The organism is Rhodopirellula bahusiensis (genome assembly GCF_002727185.1).
Classification (GTDB): domain Bacteria; phylum Planctomycetota; class Planctomycetia; order Pirellulales; family Pirellulaceae; genus Rhodopirellula; species Rhodopirellula bahusiensis.
In genome coordinates this window covers 1-22,639 of the sequence record NZ_NIZW01000047.1, presented here as the reverse complement: position 1 = coordinate 22,639, position 22,639 = coordinate 1, and the positions used below count along the sequence as shown (strand labels likewise).

Sequence of the window (22,639 nt, the reverse complement as noted above, 5' to 3'; positions counted from 1 at the left end):
TCCGACTTCAATTCGACATCCATGATCACACTGAATCCTCTTCGCTGGGGCAAACAATACGAGTCCCTCGAGTTCAACGACGTCGTTCACTTTGATACGGGTGAACCGATCGCACGCATCGGAACAGTCGGCGGCGGAATCGTTGGCCGCGATTTGCGAGTGGCCCATAAAGCTCGCGAAGCGCTCCTCGAAGTTCCCACCAACGAACTGCTGCAGATGTGCCGAAAGGCCGCCGAACTGTTCGAGAAAGAGACATTGACGGTTGGCGACTCGCAGCAAACCGTTGACGATTTCATTCATCAACAATCGGCTAGCACGGGATTGCCCGAGCACATGTGCCAGTCCAACATGGCCAAGAACAGTTTCGTGCTCAGCAACATGGAACAGATCTTGGACTGTTTGACCCGTGGATTGGACCTTTCGATTCTGTCGAAGGGCTACGGAGAAGAAGGCCGCGGCGTCACCGTGAGCTATCAAGCACAGACACCGATCTTGGGTGCCATCCTGCCGAACAACTCACCTGGCGTTCATACGCTTTGGTTGCCAGCGATCCCAATGCAAATCGGGTTGGCTCTCAAACCCGGTTCGCAAGAACCTTGGACGCCATACCGAATGGTCTCCGCCTTCATCGAAGCCGGCGTTCCATCGGCCGCATTTGGTTTGTACCCCGGTGGACACGACGCGGGCGGAGCCATCATGGCCAAGACCGCACGCAGCATGATCTTCGGCAGCGCCCAAACGATCGCTCAACACGCGGGCAACCCAAAGGTTCAACCGCATGGTCCTGGATTCTCCAAGATCTTGCTCGGCGACGACATCGTCGACGATTGGGAGATGTTCTTGGATGTGATGGTGGAAAGTGTGCTGAGCAATTCCGGTCGCAGTTGCATCAACTGCTCCGGCATCTGGGCCAGTCGTCATACACGAGAAATCGCAGCTGCGATCGCGGAGCGAATCGGACCAGTCGATGTTCGCCCACCAAGCGACCCCGAGGCCCAGTTGGCAGCCTTCACCGTTCCTGCCATGGCAACCGGAACTTACGCGATGGTTCAACAGGACTTGGCCGAGAGTGGTGTGACGGACATGACGGCCGAGTACGGTGAGAAGCTGATCGAACGTGATCACTGTGCCTACCTTCGTCCGATGGTCGTTCACGCTGATTCGCCTGACCGAGGTGTCGCGGCGAAAGAATACATGTTCCCATTCGTCAGCGTCGTCGAGTGCCCGCAGGACCAAATGCTCTCTCGGATCGGCACCAGCCTGATCGGCACGGTGATCACATCGGACGAGAAATTCATCCAAGCCGCATCACGGTGCGTGGACATCGACCGACTGAACATCGGACCATTGCCCACCAACCGCTTGAATTGGTTGCAGCCTCACGAAGGCAACATCATTGAGTTCTTGTTCGCCAACCGCGCGTATCAGATCGCACCGATGCCGGCCACAGCCAACGTTTGAGCTAGAACCTGGCACCTGAGTCACATCGACTCAACCAAATCTTCCTGACGCCGCGAAAGCAGTTTGCTTTCGCGGCGTTTCTTTTTGGCCTCATCCAACACTCAGTTGGCTTTGCGAAGGCGTTTGGCAACATCCGACAACTCGCTCGGTTGCGATTGAATCGATTGTTCCGGTTTCTCGGGTGTGTTGCGAAAACACCCCAGGAATCAACCGGCTGTTGCCGCATGTCCACTAACGTGACCTACCTTTCAGCAGACCAAGTTCGATTGGCAGCACGGTGTCGATCGACAGAGGCAATCGCAAACGCGAATGGTCCACAGAAACCGCGGGGGACGCCAAACATGATCAAGCTCACTCGACTCGACGGCGAAGCCTTCGTTCTCAACGCCGAGCTGATTCGATACGTCGAACGACGCGGTGACACCTTTGTCACCTTGAACAACGGCGAACGGCTGGCAGTCAGGGAAACGATGGACGAGGTCGTCGACCGATCCATCGAATATCAACAACGCAAACATTTCCTGCCGCCGATGCCAACCACGCTTGGTTCAGCACCAACGGATTCCATCCCACACACGACTTCCTAGAACGAAGAAACCAATCCAATGGACATCGCCAGTCTGCTCGGCCTGATTTTCGCAATCGGTTTGATCCTCGTCTCTATCCTCTTGGGTAACGCACCGTTCTCCGCCTTCATCGACATCCCATCAGGATTGGTGGTGGTCGGGGGTGCATTCGCGGCTGCTTTGATCTGCTTCCCAATGGGATCGATTTTGAAGAGCCCGATCATCGCATTGAAAGTCATCTTGAACAAAGGCGAAGATCGTCTGGCTTTGATTAAATCAATCGTCGAACTCGCAGAGATCGCACGCCGTGATGGATTACTGGCTTTGGAATCAAAGATCGGCGAGATCAACAACTCACTCGTGAAGACCGGACTGCAAATGGCAGTCGACGGAACGGCACCCGAGATCGTGGAAGAAGTCCTTCGCACCGAAGTCGCTGGGATGGCGATGCGTCACCGCGAAGGCAAATCCATCATGGATCAACTCGGTCGATTCGCTCCGGCGTACGGGATGATCGGGACGCTGATGGGACTGATCATGATGCTCCAAGACATGTCCGATCCTTCGGGAATTGGAGCCGGTATGGCGGTCGCACTGATCACGACGCTGTACGGAGCCATCGTGGCCAACGTGTTCTTCAGCCCCTTCGCTGAAAAGCTGGGGCTGATGAGCCGCAACGAACAACTCAGCATGGAAATCGCCATCCGTGGCGTCATGGCGATTCAGTCCGGTGAAAGCCCGCGAGCGATTGACCAGAAACTGCAGACCTATCTGCCAGCCAAACAAAGGGAACTGCAGTAATGGACGATGAACCAGAAGAAATCGGCATTCCCGAATGGGTTGTCACGTTCGGCGACATGATGAGTTTGCTTTTGACGTTCTTCATCATGTTGGTCTCGCTCAGTGAGATCAAAGAAGAGGAAACCTATCAAGCGCTCGTCGATTCAATGCAGCAACAGTTTGGCTACAAACGCACACTCGAAGCGTTGGCACCAGGCGATGCGAAACCGCGTTCGATGGAATTCTCCGTTCTCTCGACCACTGGCCGAGCCAAGAAAAAGGACACCGCTCGAGGTGGCGTTCCTGAAAAGGCTCCGATTGGAGAAGAGCATCACGTTCGTATTGTTCGGCCAGGTCACATGACCGCGGTTGGCAGCGTCGTGTTCTTTGAAGTCGGCAGCGATCTGCTGACTCCCGCCAGCCAACGCATTTTGGAACAAACCGCCCAACAACTTCGTGGCAAGCCACAACGCATTGAAGTCCGTGGTCACGTTTCGGCAGAGTTTGCCGCTCGTACCGTTGGAACCGATGAGGCCATGTTGTTGGCCATTCGTCGTGCCGCTGCCGTCAAACGCTACTTGGTTTCCAAGCAAGGGATCGCCTCGGACCGTTTCCGAGTCTCCTCAGCCGAAGCAACCGAACCAATCACCCGCAACGCAACGATCACCAAATTCGGCAACGACTCGCGTGTCGAAGTGTTCCTGCTCGATGAAACAGTGGAGGACCCCAAAGGGACCTCCGATTCCGACTCCAACGACCAAAGTCCTCAGGCTTAAGACAATCCGATGGCCGACGAAAACAAAACCGACGACAAACCTGAACTCGAGGATGCTCCGGCAAAACCTCGCAGTAACACCAGTCTGATCGTTCTGTTCGTGGGAATGGTGGTCGTCCTCGAAACAGGAATGTTCTTCTTCCTCGTCCCGAGTGCAGAACAGGTCAGCGCCCTCGCAGAAGCGGAACTGATTCAATCGGTTCAAGAGGGTGCCGAGAAGGCTGAACAGGAACAGTCCGACGAAAATCAAGAAATCGAATTTGATTTGGGTGCGTTCGGTGAGACCTTCAGCCCGATCGAAACCGAACGGTCTTTCCGAGTGGAATTGAGGCTCTACGGGCTGATTCGCAAGAAAAACCGCGATAAAATGACGAAGGAGTTCGACTCCAAGAAGGGCCGTCTTCGTCATGCGATCCGAATGAAGATCCGAAACAGCGAACTGAATGAGCTCACCGAAAACCAATTGGGCTTGCTACAGCGTCGAATTTTGACGACATGTAACCATCTTCTGGATGAAGATTTATTGCTGGGTGTCGGGTTTCACGAATTCCAGCTGATCGAGGAGTGACACGGAGTGCACGATCGTGAGCGAGACGGAGAATCAAACGGAATCCAGCGAACAACTCAATACGGATGATATTGAGGCGTTGCTCAATGAAGCATCGCAATCCCTCGCTGCCGCAACCGGCGACAAAGAATCCACCGAACGCGATGTGCCGCGACCATTCGCCCTTGGCGATCTCTCGCCAAACTCACTCGGTGAAGCCGCCCACGATGTCGATCTTCTCGGCGAAGTCGAGATGGATCTTCGCATCGAACTGGGACGCACCCAAATGCGACTCGAAGAAGTCCTGCGTCTACGTGCAGGCAGCGTCGTTGCTCTGGACAAGCTAGCCGGTGACCCCGTCGACATTTACGTCAACGGTCGACTGATCGCACGTGGCGAAGTCTTAGTCATGAACGACAACTTCTGCGTGCGGGTGACTGAATTGGTCGGAGCTTCTTCATGATCCGTCGCATCACCGCACCGGCCAACTGCCTCGTACTGGCCTTCGTCACAATCGTTTGCGTTGGCGAAACCGCCGTCGCGGACCAAAGCTACCTCAGCAACACGCTGCCATCGCAAAGTGTTTCACCCGAAGCACCCAAAGTCGTCGGGCGTGGGTTCCCTGCTCTGTCGACTCGTGCGGAGAATCAAGAAGCGTCTGCATACCAACTTCCGTCGGAAAGCAAAGGCTCCGGTCTCGAACTCAAACCCGATGGCGAATCTTCGCGATCAAAAAACATCGCACCGCTTGTCACCGTTGGCTCGAGTCTCGCCATCGTGTTGGCTTTGTTCTGTGGGTTGGTCTGGGTCAGCCGTCGATTCGGAGGCGGTACCGCCGCATCCAAACCCTTGTCGGCCTCCACGCTCAGTCCACTCGGGCATGTCATGCTCGACCCGCGAACCAAACTCTTGCTCGTCAAATGTGGCCGTCGTGTCTTGGTGCTCAGCCAAACGTCCTCCGGTGTGACGCCCATTTCAGAAGTCACCGACCCCGATGAAGTTCGAGAACTGATCGCCAGTTGCTCCGCCGAAGCGCGTGCCGTCTTTGAGCAAACCATGCGTCAAATCGAACGAGAGCCGGTGGCATCTGGGTTCGTGGAGCGCCCCGCTGCTTCCGAGACCACACCGTCTAAACCGCGTCGACTTTTTGCGTCCGCGTAACTGAATCAGCTAAGCCGTCCAACTTCGGCGCCGCGCGATCGATTGTTGTGTGACGCATCACGGCACCCGCCATCGCCATTCCGCTCAGGAAGGCACCTTCGACCCGCGGGCCGCCACACCAATCACCGCAGGCTCCGAGTCCCGTGGTCGGGTCCCACAAACAATCCTGCTCCAATGGCGACACAGGATTGGCGTATCGCCATCGATGAGCTTGGTTGATGATCACTTTGTCAAATTGCTGACCGGTCGCTTCCTGGAATGCGACGAGCAACTGTTCGGCGACCCATTCGGCCGATTGCTCCAGGTGCTTCTTCGACCAATCCGTGGAAGCGTGCAACACCCATGAACTATGAGCTGCGTCGGCGGTCTCTCGCCCCGGTTTCGCATCGTTGCGAGCGGTCCACGACAGCGGCCCTTCATTGATGAAGGCTCCCGCGTAGCCAAGGTCAGAAAGACCTTCTCCACGAATCATCGCGGACCAGCACGGCAACATCTCAACCTGCTTCGCAGCTTCGACGATGTCCGTGTGTCCATCCAACAGATTTGCCGCTTGCTCTGGTGGACAATTCACAATCACGCAATCGAATTCGTCATCCGCCATTTCGCAAGAAGAATCACTGGAAGATGGACCGTCTGCCTTCTCAAGTCGCAGCTTCCACCGATCGCCTGCTCGTTCGATGGAAACAACAGTCGATCGCAATTGAACATTCAAATCGGCAGAAAAATGCTTGCCAATCGCGTTCATCCCAGGAACACCAACGTATCGAGGTGTGCCGCATTTCTCTTCCATGACCTGCCCGCCCCGCTTCAACTCGACGATGGGCTGCATCCAGGGTGCGACCAAACCTTGGTGGATCCAACTTCGCACGTGCCGAGCGAATCGATCGTCACGAACAGTGAAGTACTGGGCACCATGATCAAAGCCTCCACCCGTGTCGCTGCGTCGAGTCGCCATACGTCCGCCGACACCGCGAGATTTTTCAAACACGCAAACATCCAACCCGTGGTCGGCCAATGTTCGTGCCGCGGCCAATCCCCCAAGTCCCGCACCAATGATCGCGACGCGAGGCAAAGATTCGGCAATCGGACGATCAATCCAGCCAGTCAATCGCGGCACGTCGATGCGGCGTTCGTGTTCATCGACATCTCGTGCTCGAACGGTTCCATAGATCGCTTGTTCTGGCATGAAAGGACGATCAAACTGCCCCAAGCACCACAGGATACCGCTGTAGCTGACCGGACTTCGGCCATCGATCGCATACCGATGATTCAGGTCGATGCACTGGGCCAGAGCCTGAGAGGGCTGAGAAGTCATCGCGAGAAATGCTTTGCCCCAAGTCATCCGCAAATTGTTGTGCAACTCACCATGCTGCAGAAGACTCTTCTGAGCCAAATTCCAAAGTGGCAGCGAAGACTTCCCGCGTGCGAGTGACTCCCAGTCCAACACCTCGTCGCGAGGATCCTCGGCATGATCTTGCAACGTTTCGCGTGCCCAATCCGGAAGCGCGGCCATCGTGTCGAGGTCTTCGACATGCTCCAAGCAAAATCGAAACACCATCTCTCGCCAAACCACCAGTTCATCCACGAATTTCGTCGCACCCTTCGCGGCGGCTTCCCGAGCGATGCGGAATGGGCTGACCATTCCGTAATGCAAATAACCGCTCATGCGACTGACCGCCAACGGTTCGTCGGAACGATTGCGACGTTTCGAATACTGGTTCAGCGAAGCCTCACAAAAGTGATTCCAACGAGCGTATCCTGCTCTCGTTCCTCCGGGAGTATCAGCGACAGGACCAACTGAATGATCGATTTTGCATTGGCCAATCAGATCAGACAAACCAATGTCCTGCAGATCAATCGGGTCGAATCCCAAAGGCCCCGTGAACTTGGCCGGTTTCACGTTGGCAGGCAACTCTTGGTATGGGCGTTCCAGTCGATCCTCGAGTTCACCCTGAATTGCACGTCGGAACTCGTACGCTCGCGTCGGAGCCGCTTCCACCGACTGAGATGGAACAATGCAACTCGTGTCGACCAACATGATCGGCGTCGTCACCAAACTTCGCAATCGCTCGACCCAACATGCAATTGGCGCAACGGGCATTTCCTCGCTGACGAGCACCGCAGCACGCCGACACAAATCTCGAAGGTGCGGCCCGCGGTGCCCATGACGTTCTAAATGGAAAGCGTAGGTGATCCCCCTTGCTTGCAATTCTCGCTGAACATCGCGTGCCCCCTGCATGATGAAAGCGTGATGCCGGTCCGACGCATACGGGTACTTTTCGGAAAGACCGTGGTACACAAGAAGCGGCAATCCGGTTTGATGTGCCATCCAAATCGCCGCATCCAAAGCTGGATTTTCGTGCCCCCGCACGGCGTTGTGCATCCAGTACAACACCATCTCACCTGGCGGGTGATCAGTCTGATCAGGTGCAACCACCCAACGCCGACGCTCGGCCAAAGATGCGGGGATCAGTTGATCCAAAATCGTTCACTCCCGTGAAAAAGGGTCATTCGATTGAATACTTTAGGTGCACGGCAAACCAGATCGCTCAGCATCCCATCTCGACGGACTACCGGATCAATCGACGAGCCAGCCAACCTCGCTTGAGTTCTTCGGAAAAAGCGACTTGCTCGCCGCCCCCCACCAAAACTGAATCCAGCACCGACTTCGCCGCCATCTGCCCGCTGATCGCGGCACCTTCCATCGTTGCCGGCCATCCCGTCGCGATCGCGTCTCCCGCTAAATGTAGCCCAGAAAGTGCTGTCGTCGATTTCGGACGCCGGACTTGGGTCTCCGGACTGACACTGAAAACAGCGTGCGGATCCATCACAATGCGGCTTTTCAAAACTTGAGGAACTCCGGCTTCGGGAAACGCCTCCGACAGTTCTCGCACCACTTCCGCGATCAGTCTCTCCTTGGGCCAGTCACTTCCGGCATGCCTCCCGCTGATCACGACCTGGTGATAAACGCCGTCCGAAGTCGGTGTTGGCTCAGACGATTTGATCGGATTTTGAAAGAACCATTGAGCCAGTGTTCCCACCATCACCACATGCGGCATGGGCGTAAGCGAACGATCGAGCCACAGATGCAAGCCAGTGATTGGCGACGATGCAAATGCGTCCGCCCGCTCCACGTCTTCCCGTCGCTGCTGCCCAGAGCAATCGTCCCACAATTCCGGAAACCAGCGGCGACTGACGTGCCACGGCGTCGCCACAATCACATGATCAGCCTTCAAGCAATCAGCACCGGAGCGTTCGATGTCCCACTGCCCAGAGGCTGCATCCCAACTCAATCCGCGTACCGCATGCCCCAACTCAAACCCAACGCCGCACCGAGCCAATGGTTCTCGAAAGCGTTCTCCAAAGATCTCTGACAGTGGACGTCGCGGCACCCAGACGTCACTTGCATGTCTCGCCCCGGCAAACCCATCAATCAACACCTTTCTAGCTGCGGCCATCGAGACGTGATCTGGAGCATCGCCCAAAGCGCTCACCAAAATCACATCCCAAAACTTCTCCAGCGTGTCTTCGGACTGACCACAGGCCTTCAGCCAATCCAACGCAGTCACATCGACCAATTCGGCCTCCCGCGTCCGCATCAGGCGCCACAATCCCGACCGAATCTCTCGCTGATTCTTCGACGTCAGATGCTTCAATGAAGACAACGCCGAAGCGAGATGCAACGGTGGCGGCAACCATGAACTCGGGCTGAAACGACTGAATCCATGCCGCGGGTGATAGAACGTCAGATCTTCGAAACGTTGAAAATGATCCAGCAAGTTCATCCGCTCGAGCAGGTCCAACAACGTCGTGCAGCAACCCATCGCGACATGCTGGCAATAGTCCACCGACTGGCCAGTGGTTGGCTCCACAAACGATCCTGCTCGCCCACCAGTGTTGTGCCGAGAGTCGACCAGCACGACTTCCAGTTCTGCACGACGAAATACGCCTGTTCGCGAAAGTGCCTCCGCAGCGGACAGCCCGGCGATGCCTCCTCCTATAACAACGACACGAATCGTCATACCGGTTCGTCAGTATCAGTCGAGACACCACCGTCGACAGTCAACAACTCCAGCGGTGGAACGGGCAGTCGTCGGTAGAGCGGTCCAACAAAATGGTGAGACACGATTCCAATGCGATCTCGCATTCCCAATGAAACTCTTCGAGAAACCACCGCGTCCGGGTCGTCAATGATACGTTGCAACAACTTTCGGTACGTCCGCCACATCATGCTGAACATCGGCCGGCCATCGTCATCCAAAGAATCCCAAACTCGCCAGCCCGAATCAAACAGCTTCGCTGCACGCCGAGTCTCGTCCAACAACAAACAACGCAAACGCGCGTCTTTGCGAGGATTCAGAAGGTCATCTTCTTCTAAACCATGTTGTTCATAGTGCTGACGGGGAAGATAGATACGACCGCGATCGGCGTCTTCGTTGACATCCCGCAGAATATTGGTCAGTTGAAACGCCAACCCGCAATCCACGGCTGCCTGCATCGGCAACGGCGATCGGAATCCCCAAATATGCAAGCATGCAATGCCAACAGCCGACGCAACCAAGTAACAATAATGTTCAAGCTGCTCAAAAGTGTCGAAACGGTTCTTCTCCTGGTCGGCCATCACGCCGTCAATGATTTCCAACAAATATCGAGACGGAATCTGGTAGCGATTCGCGGAATGGCGGAGGGCGGGCATGATCTCGGTTGCGTGCCGAACCAAATCCACTGTTGAGTTGGGCGGAATGTTCTCGATGTCGTCCGCCAAACGAATCGGCTGGCTACCTTCGCCAATTAAATTCATCGCCGTCGTCTGCCGCCACCACTGCAGCCACCTCCGTCGCAACGCCAGCGGTTCGTTGCAATCCCCCAGATCATCCGTCACGCGAGCGAAGGCGTACAGCGCTGACATTGCATCCCGCTTCGCTCGCGGCAGCAACCAAAACGAGCGATAAAAACTGCTTCCCGATCGACGCGAAATTCTTCGGACGGCGGCGTAGCTGGATGCCAGTTGCTTGTGCTCGGGCGTCATCGTGAGTCTCCCCCGCTGACGCGTCCGAATCGAAACCGTTGCCACATTGCTCGACCGAGCAACCGTATTTGCGTCGAACGTCGAACGACGGGACGGACTCGCAACACATCAAACTCAATCGCTTCGATCGCCTCGATGGTCGCGAGGCCACCTCCAATGAACAGACTCAAATCAGCGTTCAACCATCTTGGAACACGGTCCACCAACGGCTTCCCGCGATGAAATCGATCTCGTGTTTGTTCACACAGGAATTGGATCGCCTCACGAATTTCGCTGGGCGTGGTCTGCCCCGAATTCAAAACTCGGCGGATGGTGTCTTCGTCGAACCCAAATCTTTGCATGATCGACTCGGGGAGATAAACGCGACCAATCAGCCGATCGCGAGAAACGTCCTGCCAAAAATTGACCAACTGCAATGCGGTGCAAATTTCATCTGACAACAACACGTTTTCGTCGGTGTCCGCATCTGCCAACCGCAGGATCATTCGGCCGACCGGGTTGGCTGATCGGCGACAGTAGTCCAGCAACTGCTCTTCATCGCGATAGCCAACCGTCGATTGATCCTGAACGAATGCGTCCAGCAAATCGTCCAGCAATTGTCGAGGAATCGAAAACCGCTGGACCGTGTCCGCGAGCGCCAAGAAGATGCCCTCGCATTGCGTGTTTTGCTCCGTCTGGGAATACATCCCCGCGACCGCAAGCCGGTACTTCTCCAGAGCAACCAAGGCTTTTTCCGGGCTGCCTGATTCATCCGCTAGGTCATCTGCCGTGCGACAAAAGGCATACAAATCGTAAAACGGCTGACGCACCGCTCGCGGCAACAAACACGTCGCCACCAAAAAATTTTCACGACTGGATTTCGCGATGGCGCGACACTCGGCGCGAGATTCCGCCAAACCATCACGAAAACAACCACGGCCATCCTCATCAAGGATAATTTTGCTGGAAACCACCCCCGCGCAGCCCGAATCGGGTCTGGGGTCATCCGTGCGATCGAAGGTGGTGGCGGAGGGCAATGAGAGACCTGTTGAGGACCAGCCTGAAATGGGGCCGTTGGACGTTTTGGGGCTTCTGCGGTTATTCTAGCTGATGACCAACTCCCCAAGAACAAACACGCTGGGTGCCTGCGATTGAACGCCGCCAGCGACTTCAAAGATTGACTCCCATGAAAATCATTTTGGCGGCTCCCCGTGGTTTCTGCGCCGGGGTCAACATGGCAATTGATTCGCTGGACCTGACACTGCAAAAGTTTGGCCCACCGGTCTACGTCTACCACGAGATCGTCCACAACCAATTTGTGGTCAAGACTTTTCGCGAAAAAGGTGCGGTCTTCGTCGACACAATCGAAGAAGTCCCCGAGGGCGGCGTGTTGCTGTTCTCCGCTCACGGCGTTTCGCCCGAAATTCGCAAATCCGCCCAAGCTCGTAAGCTGCACGCGCTTGACGCGACTTGCCCATTGGTCACAAAGGTTCACCTCGAAGCGATCAAGTATGCCAAAGCAGGCTACACAATCATCTTGATTGGCCACGAAGGTCACGACGAAGTGCTCGGCACCATGGGCGAAGCCCCCGAAGCGATCGTGTTGGTCGAAGATGAAAACGACGTTGACCGCTTGGAATTCGAACCCGGTACCCAACTGGCTTATCTGACTCAGACGACTTTGTCGGTCGACGATGCTGGTCGAGTCATCCGCCGACTTCGCGAACGTTTCCCCGAAATTCATTCGCCACCGAAAGACGACATTTGCTACGCGACTCAGAACCGGCAAGAAGCCGTCAAGCTGCTCCGGGCCGATGCCAATGTGGTCGTTGTGTTGGGCAGCCAAAACAGCAGCAACAGTCAACGACTTCGCGAACTTGCCGCCGAACAAGGCAAACGTGCATTGCTGGTCGATGGCCCGCAGGACCTTGCCGCGGACCAATTCTCCAGTGACGACACGGTTCTGATTACCGCCGGTGCGAGTGCTCCTGAATCAGTCGTTCAATCCACCATCGAGTGGCTACAAAACAACTTCGACGCCACCGTCGACACTCAAGTCGTTCGGGAAGAAGACGTGCAGTTCCCACTGCCCAAACCCTTGCGAGCTTTCGCGGCTGAACAAGCGGCATCGAAATGAGCCGCCCCGATCAATGATCAGTAAACGGATCTGGCAAACCTTCGACGATGCCGATGCGTTGATTGACGTTGAGCAGTTCGCTTCCGCTAGATTCCCAATGTCGACTTTCGCCAGTCGGCCATTGAACGGTGATCGAATCCAGCCTTGACATGTCTCCTAAGCCGAAATGCAAAATGGCTTCGTTGCGACAAGCGTAGCCATCGCCGGTGGCGACCATCCCGGTCCAAACCTGATCGCCAGATACAACCTCGACGCGAGCCCCGATGGCATCCCGCTCGGATCGCGTACCGATCAGTCGCAACTGGACGTAGTTGCCAACGGCCGCCGTTTCGTTTCGCAAGAGTTCCGCCGCAGAATCCGCGTAAGTCACAACCGCATCCAATCGACCATCACGATTGAAATCGCAAGTCGCCACGCCACGCCCCAGTCGTTCTCGATCCCAACGACTTTCCGGGTCGTCCATGTCAGCGAGCTCGAAACGTTGGCCTTGATTGACCAACAATTGCGTCTTCATCCGAAAGGGTGTCCCACGGTCAGTCAAATCTTCGACGTGCCCATTGGCGACCAACAAATCAATCCAGCCGTTGTTGTCGTAGTCCAAGGACTGCACTCCAAACCCCGTTGTGCGTGACGTCAATTGATCGATGCCAAACGCCACAGCCCGATCAGCAAACATCCCGGCATTCGTTTGGCAAAAGTGGTTCGCCCATTCGTCGTAGAAATTACTGACGTGCAAATCCAATTTCTGATCACGATTGAAGTCCGCCATCGCGATGCCCATGCAAGCGTTTTTGTCTCCACCAGGTCCAACGGCGACGCCTCGTATAGCAGCTTGGTTTTGCCAAGAGTGCTTTCCGTTTGCATCGCCAGATTGAAACCAAAGATGGTTGGCTCGTTGATCATTCGCGACGAAGATTTCATTGCCCGGCTGCTGATCGATGTCGGCAATCATCACACCCATGCCGGTGCTGCGAGCTTGTTCTGAATCACCCAATGATTGTCGCCGTCCGGCACCCTTTCCGCTCGAAACCAACACCTCACTCAGTGCCGGTTGAAAATGCAACGGACCGGGCAACTTCACCGGGGTCCCATCTGGGTTTCTTTCGATCGGCTTCCGAACCGCAGGATCATCGACGTAATTGATCTCGACAATATCTGGCAGATTGTCACCGGTCACATCAGCGATGGCCGCGGAAAGGGTGAACGATTCTGAAGAAACCGATTCAGTTTCGCTCGATTCCGAGAGCAAGTGTTTTTCAAATGTCCCGTCTGCTTGGTTGATCAGCAATGCGTTTTCACCAAAGTTGGCGAGCAAGAGATCCGGCCAACCATCTTGATTCCAATCGCCGGCGGTCACCCCGTGCCCATACCCGCGATCGTCGCTCATCGACGCATCGACGATGTCAGTGAACTTCCCATCCAGTTGACGATACAACGCATTGGGCTTCACGCCCGCACGCGTGGTAGCCTCGCCTGAAGCTTGGTTGAAATACAAATCAACTCGTCCATCGGCATCAAAGTCCAAACAAGCTACGCCGCCACCCAACGGCTCGTGCAATCGAAATTCCGACTCGACGGGATCAACCGCGTTGAACCATTGAAAATGGATGCCCAACTCCGATGCCACGTTCACCAAACGAGCTTGGGTCGAATCGACGCTAATCGGCGATTCACTGCCGGCCGGAGTTTCGCTGCGAGATCGCTTGGCCAGTGATTCCATCCAGACAGAACGTTGGTCTGCAAACTGTTTGGGCTCCAATCCCACCAGCAAAACTTCTTCGTCGATCCCTTTGGGGTGTTTCGTAAACGTTTCCTGCGTTGTTCGCCTGAGGGTGCTCCAGTCCTTTATTGGATGCATGGATGCCAAAAGCGTTTCCCAACCCAGCGATTCCCCAAGACAACCTTGCTTCCAAAGCATGTCCGCCAAACGGTCGAACATCTCCGCTTGTCCCTCTCGAGACATCGGATTGGATTGTGCATTCCAAAGTTGATTCGCGAGCCACTGCGTCTCGTCCAACTGCAGCAATCGCTCGTCAAGTCGTTCGCGAGCATCCTCGATCAAACCTTCTCTCGCAGAAACTGCCTTCGACTCGGCGTCCAATACTTCCAACGTGGCGGATAGGCTATCCCATGCGACTTGGCTGTGCGGTTCACGACGGATCGCTTCCAAGAAGCAACGAGCGGCGAAGTCATTGCGGCGATCAAAATCTGCCTGCGTCACTTCCGTTTGCGATGACAGCACACCATCGCGCAGTGCGATGCCCCACGCCAACCAATAGGCCGGGTAACGACGAAGCCGTTTTGCGTCGGCCTCAATTGTCCAATCAATCCACTCGGACGTTTGCTGAGCGGAGGCGTACAACCAACCAAGCATCGCGACGGCGGCTGGGTCCTTGCGATTGACTTCGTCGCTGTTGACCAACGCGTCGATGGCTTCCTGCAAATCGCCACGACTGCGAAGTGCGGCAACAACACTCAGCACTCCTTTGCGATTCACCGCCGCTTGATCTTGGATATCGGGCTTGGCTTCAAAATTGACTTGAGGCCGATGCGGATAGATCAAACCGATCAACTCAGGCGGACTCAAGACAACACGTCCCGCAAGCAAACGGTATTGCTCGTTCGCATCGAACCGATAGCCACGCTGAGCCAACAACCCCGCGTAGTCTCTTCGCAATTCGACCTTCTGAGGATGAGCCTGGATCAAATCCCGTAGCCGCTTCATCGCATCGCTCGCATCGCCAGCTTCAAAGGCCAAACTGGCGGCCTGCGATGCAAGGGCGATCTCATCAGACGGTTTTGTCGCGATCAATTCGTCCAAAGACACGATCGCTTCGCTCAGTCGACCATCGCGAATCTTCCGTTCAATTTGATCTCGCAAGCTCAACGGTTCTTGGACAACGGCCTTCGGAACCTCGGTGGAAACTTCGGGCGTGGTAGACTCCGATGGTTTGCACCCGACCCAGCAACCCACCAACATCCATCCAAGACACAAGCTTGCGCAGCGTCGAGGCGATGCCGTCGGTGGCGTTCGTGTCGCCGTTGAGAAGATCGTCAAGAGAAGCGTTGCCTGCATACCACGATGATAGCCGAACGTTTCTAAACGAAACGATCCGCGGCAAGGTTTCTCCTGCCGCGAATCGTAGAAAAGCTTGTAGACAAGTGCAAAAAGAGAAGTGCGGTCGCCGGGCGACCGAGTCTTCAATCTTCCCAGCGATGCGCTGCGGAAGGTCGATCAAAAATTACTTTGCGTCCGTGATGGGACTACTTCGGTACCGCGTTGCAGACATAGATCCGCATCGAGTGGCGACCGACTTCCACGATTCGATTGTTCGGCGGCATCGGCCCATCGACATCCGGATAGATGTCTTCCGGCGATGGTGCGGAGGTGTCGACAAACAAATTCCACTGCGTTCCACGAGCGATCTCGGGGAAGTGGAAATCACGGTGATCGCCGGTGCTATTGAACATCAGGATCACGTCGCGGCCCAAACCTTCTGGATCATCGATTCGGCTCGGAGCAGCGATGTACGCTGCCATTGCCAACTCGCCTTGATCCCAATTCAGAGGATCTCCCGATGGTCCGTACCACGAAACGTCCGGCACCTTGCGACCATCCACTGGTTGCCCAGTCAAATATTCGCGGCGGCGGATCGTGGGCTGGTTCTTTCGGAACTCAATCAATGCACTGACGAAACGGACCAAATCCGCGTTCTTCTCGACCAACCGCCAATCGAACCATGAGATGTCCGTGTCTTGGCAGTAGGCATTGTTGTTGCCCTTCTGGGTTCGACGAGCTTCGTCACCGCTGACGATCATCGGCACGCCTTGGCTGGTCAACAACGTCGCCAACATGTTGCGAACTTGTTGACTGCGAATCGTGCTGATCGCCTTCTTTCGCGTCGGGCCTTCCACGCCATAGTTGTCACTGATGTTGTGGTTGTCACCGTCGTTGTTGTCTTCACCGTTGGCTTCGTTGTGCTTGTCCTTGTACGAAACCAAATCGTTCATGGTGAAACCATCGTGTGTGGTCACCAAGTTCACGCTGCAAGACGGCGGACGACCTGCGTGCTGATACAAGTCGCTGCTTCCGGCCAAACGGGTCGCCAATGGTCCGAGCGTTCCAGCGTCACCACGCCAGAAACCTCGCACGTCATCGCGGTAGCGACCGTTCCATTCCGCCCAGCGGTGGTTGCCGAAGCTACCGACTTGGTACGCACCAGCAGCATCCCACGCTTCCGCGATGATCTTTGTATCCGCCAACATGGGATCTTCCGCGATCAGTTCCACCATCGGTGGGTTGGGAATCAAGTTCCCGTTCCGGTCGCGACTGAGGATACTCGCCAAATCGAATCGAAAACCATCGACGTGATAGTTGTGCACCCAGTGACGCAAGCAGTGGAAAATCATCTCGCGAACGACAGGGTGATTCCCATTGATCGTGTTGCCACAACCGCTGTAGTTGCAGTAGTGCTGGCCTTCCGAAAGGATGTAATAGACTTGGTTTTCAAGTCCCTTGAACGACAGCGTTGGCCCTTGCTCGTTGCCTTCACAGGTGTGGTTGAACACCACGTCGAGGATGACTTCGATTCCTGCGGAGTGCAGGGCTTTGACCATCTGTTTGAACTCGTTGACCTGAGCACCAGGCGCCGAGTCGTGTGCATATCCGCGGTGAGGCGCGAAGAACGCCATTGGGTCGTATCCCCAATAGTTCGGTCGCGAAAGCTTTTTGCCCTGCGGGTCCCGAATGGGGAATTCGTGCACCGGCATCAACTCAACCGAGGTGACACCCAACGATTTGAGATAGGGGATCTTCTCGATCACGCCCAAGTAACTTCCAGGAGCCTTTACCTTGGCGGTCTTGCTCTTGGTAAATCCACGAACGTGCATCTCGTAGATAATGGACTCACTGACATCGCGTCGAACGTGACGATCGCCTTCCCAATCAAACGAACCGTCGACGACCACACACTTCGGTGGACGTACAACGCCATCAGTTTGCTTTTGGTAGGTTCCCGCCAAAGCCTGGGCATAAGGATCGATCAACCGAGCCGTGGAATCGAACCGGTGACCGTTTTCAGGTTCCCAGGGTCCGCTGGCTTGGAAGTGATAAAGTTGGCCTGCTTCCAGGCCAGGTACGTGCAAGCTCCAAACATCGCCCCAACGGTCGGTTCCCCGATCGAAGTCGATGACTTGAGCTGGTTCGCGATCGGTCACCTTGTTGTACAGCAGCAACCGCATTTCGGTTGCGGATCGGCTGAAGACCGAAAACTGCACTCCCTTCTCCGTGAGCGTCGCTCCGAACGGCGGGGAGTAGGCGAACTGAAGATCGGGGCACGGTTGTCGCATCAGCATGTAGAGATCGCTCCTTGAGTCGCTGGCCTGATTCGGCTGTCGTGGTCCTTCAAGACCATCGTGTGCTCGGCGAAGTTCGCTGAACCCACATGTGACGAACCGGTCAGGCATTTTCCAGTTGTCCGCTCAACCCTAGCACTCGATCACGGATCGGCAGGCGAAACCCACCACCACGGATCAAATCTGACCTTCGGCGAAACTCCCTGCATCAAACGAATCGATCGATTCATCAAGGCAAGCTGTTCCGGCACCCCTTATGATGCAGATCAGAACACTATTCCGGTCTCAGCCAAAAGGATTGGATGAATCCGACAACCTTTCATTTCAGTCGCTCTCAAACGTCTCCCAAAGAGGAAAATTAGAATCGTGTGACTGCACCATGATATCGTGCATCCGAGCGTCAGAGTTACAAACACGACCTCCCGCAGGCGGCCCTGTCACCGATCTCCCCTTGCGAAGAAATACAGGTCCGGATTCCGCCCTGACACATTGAACAGGTCTATGAACGAACAAAACCCGTACCAAACGACCATCGAAATTTCCGAAGACTCGTATGCCGCCGGTGGAATGCGGTACGGTGGCATCGGCCGCTTGGCTTTTGCACTCGGGTATTTTGGGATCACTGCCGTGCAGTGGATCCTTGCCGAAGTCGCCTACTCCGTTTCCAACGCTGGAATGGTGTCGGTGGAGATTCCGCTGGCACTGATCGCCGGAGTCGCCACGATCGCGTTGTCCTGGTACCGCATGATCAATCAGGGCAGCAGCGGATTCTGGGCCTTTGCGACGATAATCCCCTTGATCAACCTATTTGTCTTCCTTCGCTGCATGGTCTGCCCGGAAGGCTACGCAGACACCAAAACGCTCGACACCGCGGGAAAGGTCATTGGGCTGGTTCTGTTCGCAATGGTGCTTGGCGTCGTTGGATTGATTGTCACGTTCGCCTTCTCCGTTTGATGCCGGACCGTCTGGTTCGAACAGTTCGCGTCTTAACTAATTAACTAAGGGATCTGAATGACTTCGTGTCCCGCCCGCGTCGACATCGACTGCCAAAGTTCAAGCTCAACCGAATCGGTGACGAAGCGAACCGAACCATCCAGCAACGACACATGAACGCCACCCTGGTGATAACTTCGAGAAGTGACCGCGGCGTAAGTGCGAACACCTGCCGGAGGCGATTTGCCTTCTCTCATGTTCGTGAAATCAATGTCGTATTCCACGCCGGAGATCTCACACAGAACTTTCTTGTTCGGTGAAAAGACGGTTGTGACACCGGCTTGGTGCACGCGGCCATCAATCCATTCTGTGTGCCCCGTTTCGGTTTTGAAATCACCACCCAAAGCACAAATCTCGTCCGTGTCGATCGGCATCGTCATCGTTCCGGTGTGTTTCGCGTCACGAGCATACGGTGTCCAACCCTTGACTTCCGCCAGAGCCATTGTGTTGCTGGTCCCATCCAAGCAATCTCGAAAACCGAGGTAGCGACCGGGAACGAACATTCCATCGCCAACCTGATTCGTTGATTCATCCAGCACGAACCAAACACCTTCGTTGGTGGCGTAGTTCAGCTTGTAATACTGTGGACCAGACGATCCAAAGCGAGGGTTATCCCGCGGGTCGCTGGGGCACTGATAGGCAGGGACCCGAAAAGACGACGTGGGAACCTGGACGCCATCGATCGTCAGATAGGATTCGCCGTAATCGCGGCTGAAGTCGACCCCTTCCGACAAAGCGGCTTCCTCGAGAAACGGAAGGATGCGAGCCTGCATCGACCATCCCGATCCTTGACCAGGGTTCGTCCAAGCCGGCGGCAGCTTTTTGTAGGCCGACTCGTAGTTGTGAATGGCGAGAGAGACTTGTTTGAGGTTGTTACCACAGCTCATCCGGCGAGCGGCCTCGCGAGCGGCTTGAACGGCGGGCAGCAACAATCCGACCAGAACGCCAATGATGGCGATCACAACCAACAGTTCCACCAAAGTGAACCCAAGCCGCATCGTTGCGGGGGATTGATTCGTCGAGGGGGCGGTGATGAGTTTCGATGGTGCGAGCGTGCGCATGCAATTGTCCCGAAAACAGGTTTTCGTTGAAGAACAAGCATGGCTGGCGAGAATTCGCGGCCGATGAAAGGAGCAATCTGACAAACAATCGATCAACGAAACTTGATTTCGTTTGGCTTGTCAGAGACTCGGAGGCATCGTCGCGTTCTTCAATGGCTGGCTAGCTTTTGAAGGTGAACGGGGGACTCTAATGCGATCGACTCGCATTATCAAACCCTTCGCGGCCAGAACACTCAAAACGCAGCCCCCTCTTTCGGCAAGCAATTGGCAACGCCGACCGCACGAAGGGGATTTCGCCCGTGTTTGAGCCCCTCGCCCTTGAACATTTCACCTGGTTTAACGTAATATCTGGGATTCGACCGACAGCGAATTCACTTGACCGACGGTTCTGTCGAAAACCACCGTCGTAACACCCTCATTGGCTCGAGTTTGAACGTCATGCAAGACGGCATTCACCCCAACTACCAAGAAACGTCCGTCACCTGCGGTTGCGGCAACACTTTCACCACCCGCAGCACGCGTCCCGAGCTGAAAATTGACATTTGCAGCGAGTGCCACCCGTTCTACACCGGCAAACTGAAATACGTTGACACCGCCGGTCGTATTGACAAGTTCCAGAAGAAATTTGCTGCTGGTACCTACGGATCGTTGCAAAAGAAGAAGGCTAAGAAAGCCACCAAATGAGCGGGTCCATCCGCGACATCCTCGAGGAAAAACTGGCGCGCTTCGAGAAACTCGAAAGCGACATGTCCGACCCGGAAGTTCTCTCCGATGGCGCTCGCATGAGCGCAACGGCAAGGGAACACGGCGGACTGAACCGTTTGGCCAACCAATATCGAACCTTCAAACGCCTGACGGACGAAATCCATCAGTGCGTGTCGATGGTGGCGGATGCCGAAGACTCCGACGAACGTGAAATGGCAGAATCCGAGATGGACACGCTTCGCAAGGAGCGTGAAACCATTTGGGAAGATCTGCTGTCGTTGACCGTGGGTGGGGAAGACTCTCACCGCACGCGTTGCGTCATGGAAATTCGCGCCGGGACGGGTGGTGATGAAGCTGCCCTGTTCGCTCGCGATTTGTTCGAAATGTACACCCGCTACGCCGAAAAAGTGGGCTGGAAAACCGAACTGATGGACGCCAGCCCCACGGAAATGGGCGGCTTCAAAGATGTCACGTTGACCCTCGAAGGCGACAACGTCTTCCGTGACCTGCAATATGAATCCGGCGGTCACCGAGTTCAACGTGTCCCAGAAACAGAAACGCAAGGTCGTGTGCACACGTCCGCCGCAACCGTCGCGGTGATGCCCGAGCCCGAAGATGTGGAAATCGATCTGAAACCAGACGATTACCGCAAGGACTTCTTTGGTGCATCCGGCCCCGGTGGTCAGCACGTCAACAAAACCGACTCGGCCGTGCGACTGACGCACCATGAATCAGGCATCGTCGTGCAGTGCCAAGACGAAAAAAGCCAACACAAGAACCTGGCCAAAGCCCTCCGGGTTTTGAAGGCTCGGATCTACGAGAAAAAGCGTGAAGAGGAAGCAGCCAAGCAAGCCGAGGCTCGCAAAGGATTGATCGGTTCCGGCGACCGAAGCCAACGCATTCGAACCTACAACTTCCCGCAAAACCGGTTGACTGATCACCGCATCAACCTAACGATCTACAAACTCGATCAAATCATCGCGGGCGATCTCAATCCTGTCACCGAAGCGTTGATCGAATATGATCGCGATCAACTCCGCGGCGACATGATTGACTAATTTATGGCTGAAACCAGCAACGACACTCCGTGGACCGTCATGCGTCTGCTGGAATGGACCACGGACTTCTTCCGGAAAAAGGGCAGCGAATCACCGCGATTGGATGCGGAAATCCTGCTCGCTCATGCGCGGGGCTGCCAACGCATCGAACTCTACACCCAGTTCGACAAAGTTCCCGAAGAAGAACAACGTGTCGCCTTTCGTGAACTCGTCCGGCGACGCGGCGAAGGTGCCCCCGTCGCCCAACTGGTCGGCTATCGCGAATTCTATTCGATCTCGATTCGCGTCGACGAGAATGTGTTGGTGCCTCGGCCCGAAACCGAACACTTGGTCATCGAAGCCATCGACCAAATCAAAGGTCGCATGTCTGACCGGCCGAACCCAATGGTACTGGACATCGGAACCGGCAGCGGAGCCATTGCAGTTGCAATCGCCAAGTCGCTGCCAAAAACGCAAGTCACCGCTGTCGACATCAGCTTGACCGCTCTCGACATCGCCAAGTGGAACGTCGAGAACTTGAAGCTCTCCGATCGTGTCGCGTTGTTGCAGAGCGATTTGTTCGACGGATTGGAACCCGACCAAACCTTCGATGTGATCTGCAGCAACCCGCCTTACATCAGCCAGTCCGAGTACGACGAACTGCCAACCACCGTCCGAGAATTCGAACCTCGCGGTGCGTTGTTGTCCGGTCCCGATGGAACCGAAATCATCGCCCGATTGCTCAACGATTCGGTCGAGCGTTTGAACGATGGCGGTCAGCTGATCATCGAACTCAGCCCCATGATCGCGGGTGCTTGCAAGACGCTGGCCGAGCAAAGCGGCGGCTACCAAGAGATCCACCTGATCAAAGACCTCGCCGGTCACGAACGCATCCTCTCGATGCAAAAAGCCTGAACCGTTCCGCGCTGAGGCTCTCTAAACAAGTCTCCGACGGCAATCCAGATAGGGGTAGGGAAGTCCGGTTGAGCCGGACTCCCCTCCCTCAGAACCGTACGTGCGGTTCTCCCGCATACGGCTCGCCAGTCAGTGGGT

At 55.5% G+C, this 22,639-nt stretch carries 19 protein-coding genes; 12 read left to right on the top strand and 7 right to left on the bottom strand.

Annotated elements, in window-relative coordinates; genetic code table 11:
• The first annotated feature begins 21 nt into the window (after positions 1 to 21).
• The 7 genes from CEE69_RS30930 to fliO all read left to right on the top strand — a co-directional run bounded on the left by CEE69_RS30930 (position 22) and on the right by fliO (position 5,290).
• The gene (locus CEE69_RS30930; protein WP_099264363.1) at positions 22 to 1,461 is read left to right on the top strand and encodes an aldehyde dehydrogenase family protein; all 1,440 of its coding nucleotides are present in this window, start codon (positions 22 to 24) and stop codon (positions 1,459 to 1,461) included.
• Between the two features lie 341 nt (positions 1,462 to 1,802).
• Complete coding sequence (locus CEE69_RS30925; RefSeq protein WP_099264370.1) at positions 1,803 to 2,048, top strand: flagellar FlbD family protein; 246 nt, start codon at positions 1,803 to 1,805, stop codon at positions 2,046 to 2,048.
• A gap of 18 nt (positions 2,049 to 2,066) precedes the next feature.
• Positions 2,067 to 2,828 (top strand): motility protein A, encoded by a 762-nt coding sequence (locus tag CEE69_RS30920; RefSeq protein ID WP_007326458.1) that lies wholly within the window; start codon positions 2,067 to 2,069, stop codon positions 2,826 to 2,828.
• Complete coding sequence (locus CEE69_RS30915) at positions 2,828 to 3,583, top strand: OmpA/MotB family protein (protein ID WP_008664651.1); 756 nt, start codon at positions 2,828 to 2,830, stop codon at positions 3,581 to 3,583. Before CEE69_RS30920 ends, CEE69_RS30915 begins: the two co-directional genes overlap by 1 nt.
• Positions 3,584 to 3,592: 9 nt before the next feature.
• Complete coding sequence (locus tag CEE69_RS30910; RefSeq protein WP_099264362.1) at positions 3,593 to 4,150, top strand: dihydrolipoamide acetyltransferase; 558 nt, start codon at positions 3,593 to 3,595, stop codon at positions 4,148 to 4,150.
• Between the two features lie 16 nt (positions 4,151 to 4,166).
• Entirely contained in the window at positions 4,167 to 4,592 is a 426-nt protein-coding gene (gene fliN, locus CEE69_RS30905) for a flagellar motor switch protein FliN (protein ID WP_007326461.1), read from the top strand.
• Entirely contained in the window at positions 4,589 to 5,290 is a 702-nt protein-coding gene (gene fliO, locus CEE69_RS30900; RefSeq protein ID WP_099264361.1) for a flagellar biosynthetic protein FliO, read from the top strand. The genes fliN and fliO overlap by 4 nt, the downstream gene beginning before the upstream one ends.
• Here the strand turns inward: fliO and CEE69_RS30895 are convergent.
• From CEE69_RS30895 to hpnC, 4 genes are all read right to left on the bottom strand, one after another.
• Complete coding sequence (locus CEE69_RS30895; RefSeq protein WP_099264360.1) at positions 5,259 to 7,772, bottom strand: FAD-dependent oxidoreductase; 2,514 nt, start codon at positions 7,770 to 7,772, stop codon at positions 5,259 to 5,261. The two genes, fliO and CEE69_RS30895, sit on opposite strands and share 32 nt — an antisense overlap.
• 88 nt (positions 7,773 to 7,860) lie before the next feature.
• Positions 7,861 to 9,312 carry a hydroxysqualene dehydroxylase HpnE gene (gene hpnE, locus CEE69_RS30890; protein WP_099264359.1) on the bottom strand — a complete coding sequence of 484 codons (1,452 nt, stop codon included), beginning with the start codon at positions 9,310 to 9,312 and terminating at the stop codon, positions 7,861 to 7,863.
• A complete protein-coding gene (locus CEE69_RS30885; protein WP_099264358.1) occupies positions 9,309 to 10,319 on the bottom strand; it encodes a phytoene/squalene synthase family protein in 1,011 nt (336 codons plus the stop codon). The genes hpnE and CEE69_RS30885 overlap by 4 nt, the downstream gene beginning before the upstream one ends.
• Entirely contained in the window at positions 10,316 to 11,215 is a 900-nt protein-coding gene (gene hpnC / locus CEE69_RS30880; protein WP_315852556.1) for a squalene synthase HpnC, read from the bottom strand. The genes CEE69_RS30885 and hpnC overlap by 4 nt, the downstream gene beginning before the upstream one ends.
• A 269-nt stretch (positions 11,216 to 11,484) precedes the next feature.
• Here hpnC and ispH point away from each other — a divergent pair, with 269 nt between their 5' ends.
• Complete coding sequence (gene ispH / locus CEE69_RS30875; protein WP_099264356.1) at positions 11,485 to 12,435, top strand: 4-hydroxy-3-methylbut-2-enyl diphosphate reductase; 951 nt, start codon at positions 11,485 to 11,487, stop codon at positions 12,433 to 12,435.
• A gap of 10 nt (positions 12,436 to 12,445) precedes the next feature.
• On the opposite strand, the gene CEE69_RS30870 is transcribed toward ispH, so the two are convergent.
• The gene (locus CEE69_RS30870; protein WP_233215819.1) at positions 12,446 to 15,316 is read right to left on the bottom strand and encodes an FG-GAP-like repeat-containing protein; all 2,871 of its coding nucleotides are present in this window, start codon (positions 15,314 to 15,316) and stop codon (positions 12,446 to 12,448) included.
• A 383-nt stretch (positions 15,317 to 15,699) separates the two neighbouring features.
• Positions 15,700 to 17,901, bottom strand: coding sequence for a glycogen debranching protein GlgX (glgX, locus tag CEE69_RS30865; protein ID WP_099264354.1), 2,202 nt, complete (start codon positions 17,899 to 17,901; stop codon positions 15,700 to 15,702).
• Positions 17,902 to 18,291: 390 nt separating this feature from the next.
• On the opposite strand from glgX, the gene CEE69_RS30860 reads away from it, so the two are divergent.
• On the top strand, positions 18,292 to 18,744 hold the full coding sequence (locus tag CEE69_RS30860; RefSeq protein WP_099264353.1) for a DUF805 domain-containing protein: 453 nt from the start codon (positions 18,292 to 18,294) through the stop codon (positions 18,742 to 18,744).
• 44 nt (positions 18,745 to 18,788) lie between these two features.
• Here the strand turns inward: CEE69_RS30860 and CEE69_RS30855 are convergent, their stop codons facing one another.
• A complete protein-coding gene (locus CEE69_RS30855) occupies positions 18,789 to 19,844 on the bottom strand; it encodes a DUF1559 domain-containing protein (protein WP_099264352.1) in 1,056 nt (351 codons plus the stop codon).
• A 438-nt stretch (positions 19,845 to 20,282) separates the two neighbouring features.
• Between CEE69_RS30855 and rpmE the strand changes: the two genes are divergently transcribed.
• From rpmE to prmC, 3 genes are read left to right on the top strand one after another with little or no spacing between them, the layout of a single operon-like run.
• The gene (gene rpmE, locus CEE69_RS30850; protein ID WP_007328932.1) at positions 20,283 to 20,528 is read left to right on the top strand and encodes a 50S ribosomal protein L31; all 246 of its coding nucleotides are present in this window, start codon (positions 20,283 to 20,285) and stop codon (positions 20,526 to 20,528) included.
• A complete protein-coding gene (prfA, locus tag CEE69_RS30845) occupies positions 20,525 to 21,607 on the top strand; it encodes a peptide chain release factor 1 (protein WP_099264351.1) in 1,083 nt (360 codons plus the stop codon). Before rpmE ends, prfA begins: the two co-directional genes overlap by 4 nt.
• A gap of 3 nt (positions 21,608 to 21,610) precedes the next feature.
• The gene (gene prmC, locus CEE69_RS30840) at positions 21,611 to 22,501 is read left to right on the top strand and encodes a peptide chain release factor N(5)-glutamine methyltransferase (RefSeq protein WP_099264350.1); all 891 of its coding nucleotides are present in this window, start codon (positions 21,611 to 21,613) and stop codon (positions 22,499 to 22,501) included.
• The last annotated feature ends 138 nt before the right edge of the window (positions 22,502 to 22,639 follow it).

Excerpts from the sequence above, each read along its gene's own strand:
- fliO (WP_099264361.1), top strand. The coding sequence starts at position 4,589 with ATGATCCGTCGCATCACCGCACCGGCCAACTGCCTCGTACTGGCCTTC.
- glgX (WP_099264354.1), bottom strand. The coding sequence starts at position 17,901 with ATGCCTGACCGGTTCGTCACATGTGGGTTCAGCGAACTTCGCCGAGCA.
- prmC (WP_099264350.1), top strand. The coding sequence starts at position 21,611 with ATGGCTGAAACCAGCAACGACACTCCGTGGACCGTCATGCGTCTGCTG.
- CEE69_RS30910 (WP_099264362.1), top strand. The coding sequence starts at position 3,593 with ATGGCCGACGAAAACAAAACCGACGACAAACCTGAACTCGAGGATGCT.
- CEE69_RS30930 (WP_099264363.1), top strand. The coding sequence starts at position 22 with ATGATCACACTGAATCCTCTTCGCTGGGGCAAACAATACGAGTCCCTC.
- CEE69_RS30925 (WP_099264370.1), top strand. The coding sequence starts at position 1,803 with ATGATCAAGCTCACTCGACTCGACGGCGAAGCCTTCGTTCTCAACGCC.
- CEE69_RS30885 (WP_099264358.1), bottom strand. The coding sequence starts at position 10,319 with ATGACGCCCGAGCACAAGCAACTGGCATCCAGCTACGCCGCCGTCCGA.
- CEE69_RS30920 (WP_007326458.1), top strand. The coding sequence starts at position 2,067 with ATGGACATCGCCAGTCTGCTCGGCCTGATTTTCGCAATCGGTTTGATC.
- rpmE (WP_007328932.1), top strand. The coding sequence starts at position 20,283 with ATGCAAGACGGCATTCACCCCAACTACCAAGAAACGTCCGTCACCTGC.
- CEE69_RS30860 (WP_099264353.1), top strand. The coding sequence starts at position 18,292 with ATGAACGAACAAAACCCGTACCAAACGACCATCGAAATTTCCGAAGAC.
- hpnE (WP_099264359.1), bottom strand. The coding sequence starts at position 9,312 with ATGACGATTCGTGTCGTTGTTATAGGAGGAGGCATCGCCGGGCTGTCC.
- CEE69_RS30915 (WP_008664651.1), top strand. The coding sequence starts at position 2,828 with ATGGACGATGAACCAGAAGAAATCGGCATTCCCGAATGGGTTGTCACG.
- prfA (WP_099264351.1), top strand. The coding sequence starts at position 20,525 with ATGAGCGGGTCCATCCGCGACATCCTCGAGGAAAAACTGGCGCGCTTC.
- ispH (WP_099264356.1), top strand. The coding sequence starts at position 11,485 with ATGAAAATCATTTTGGCGGCTCCCCGTGGTTTCTGCGCCGGGGTCAAC.
- CEE69_RS30855 (WP_099264352.1), bottom strand. The coding sequence starts at position 19,844 with ATGCGCACGCTCGCACCATCGAAACTCATCACCGCCCCCTCGACGAAT.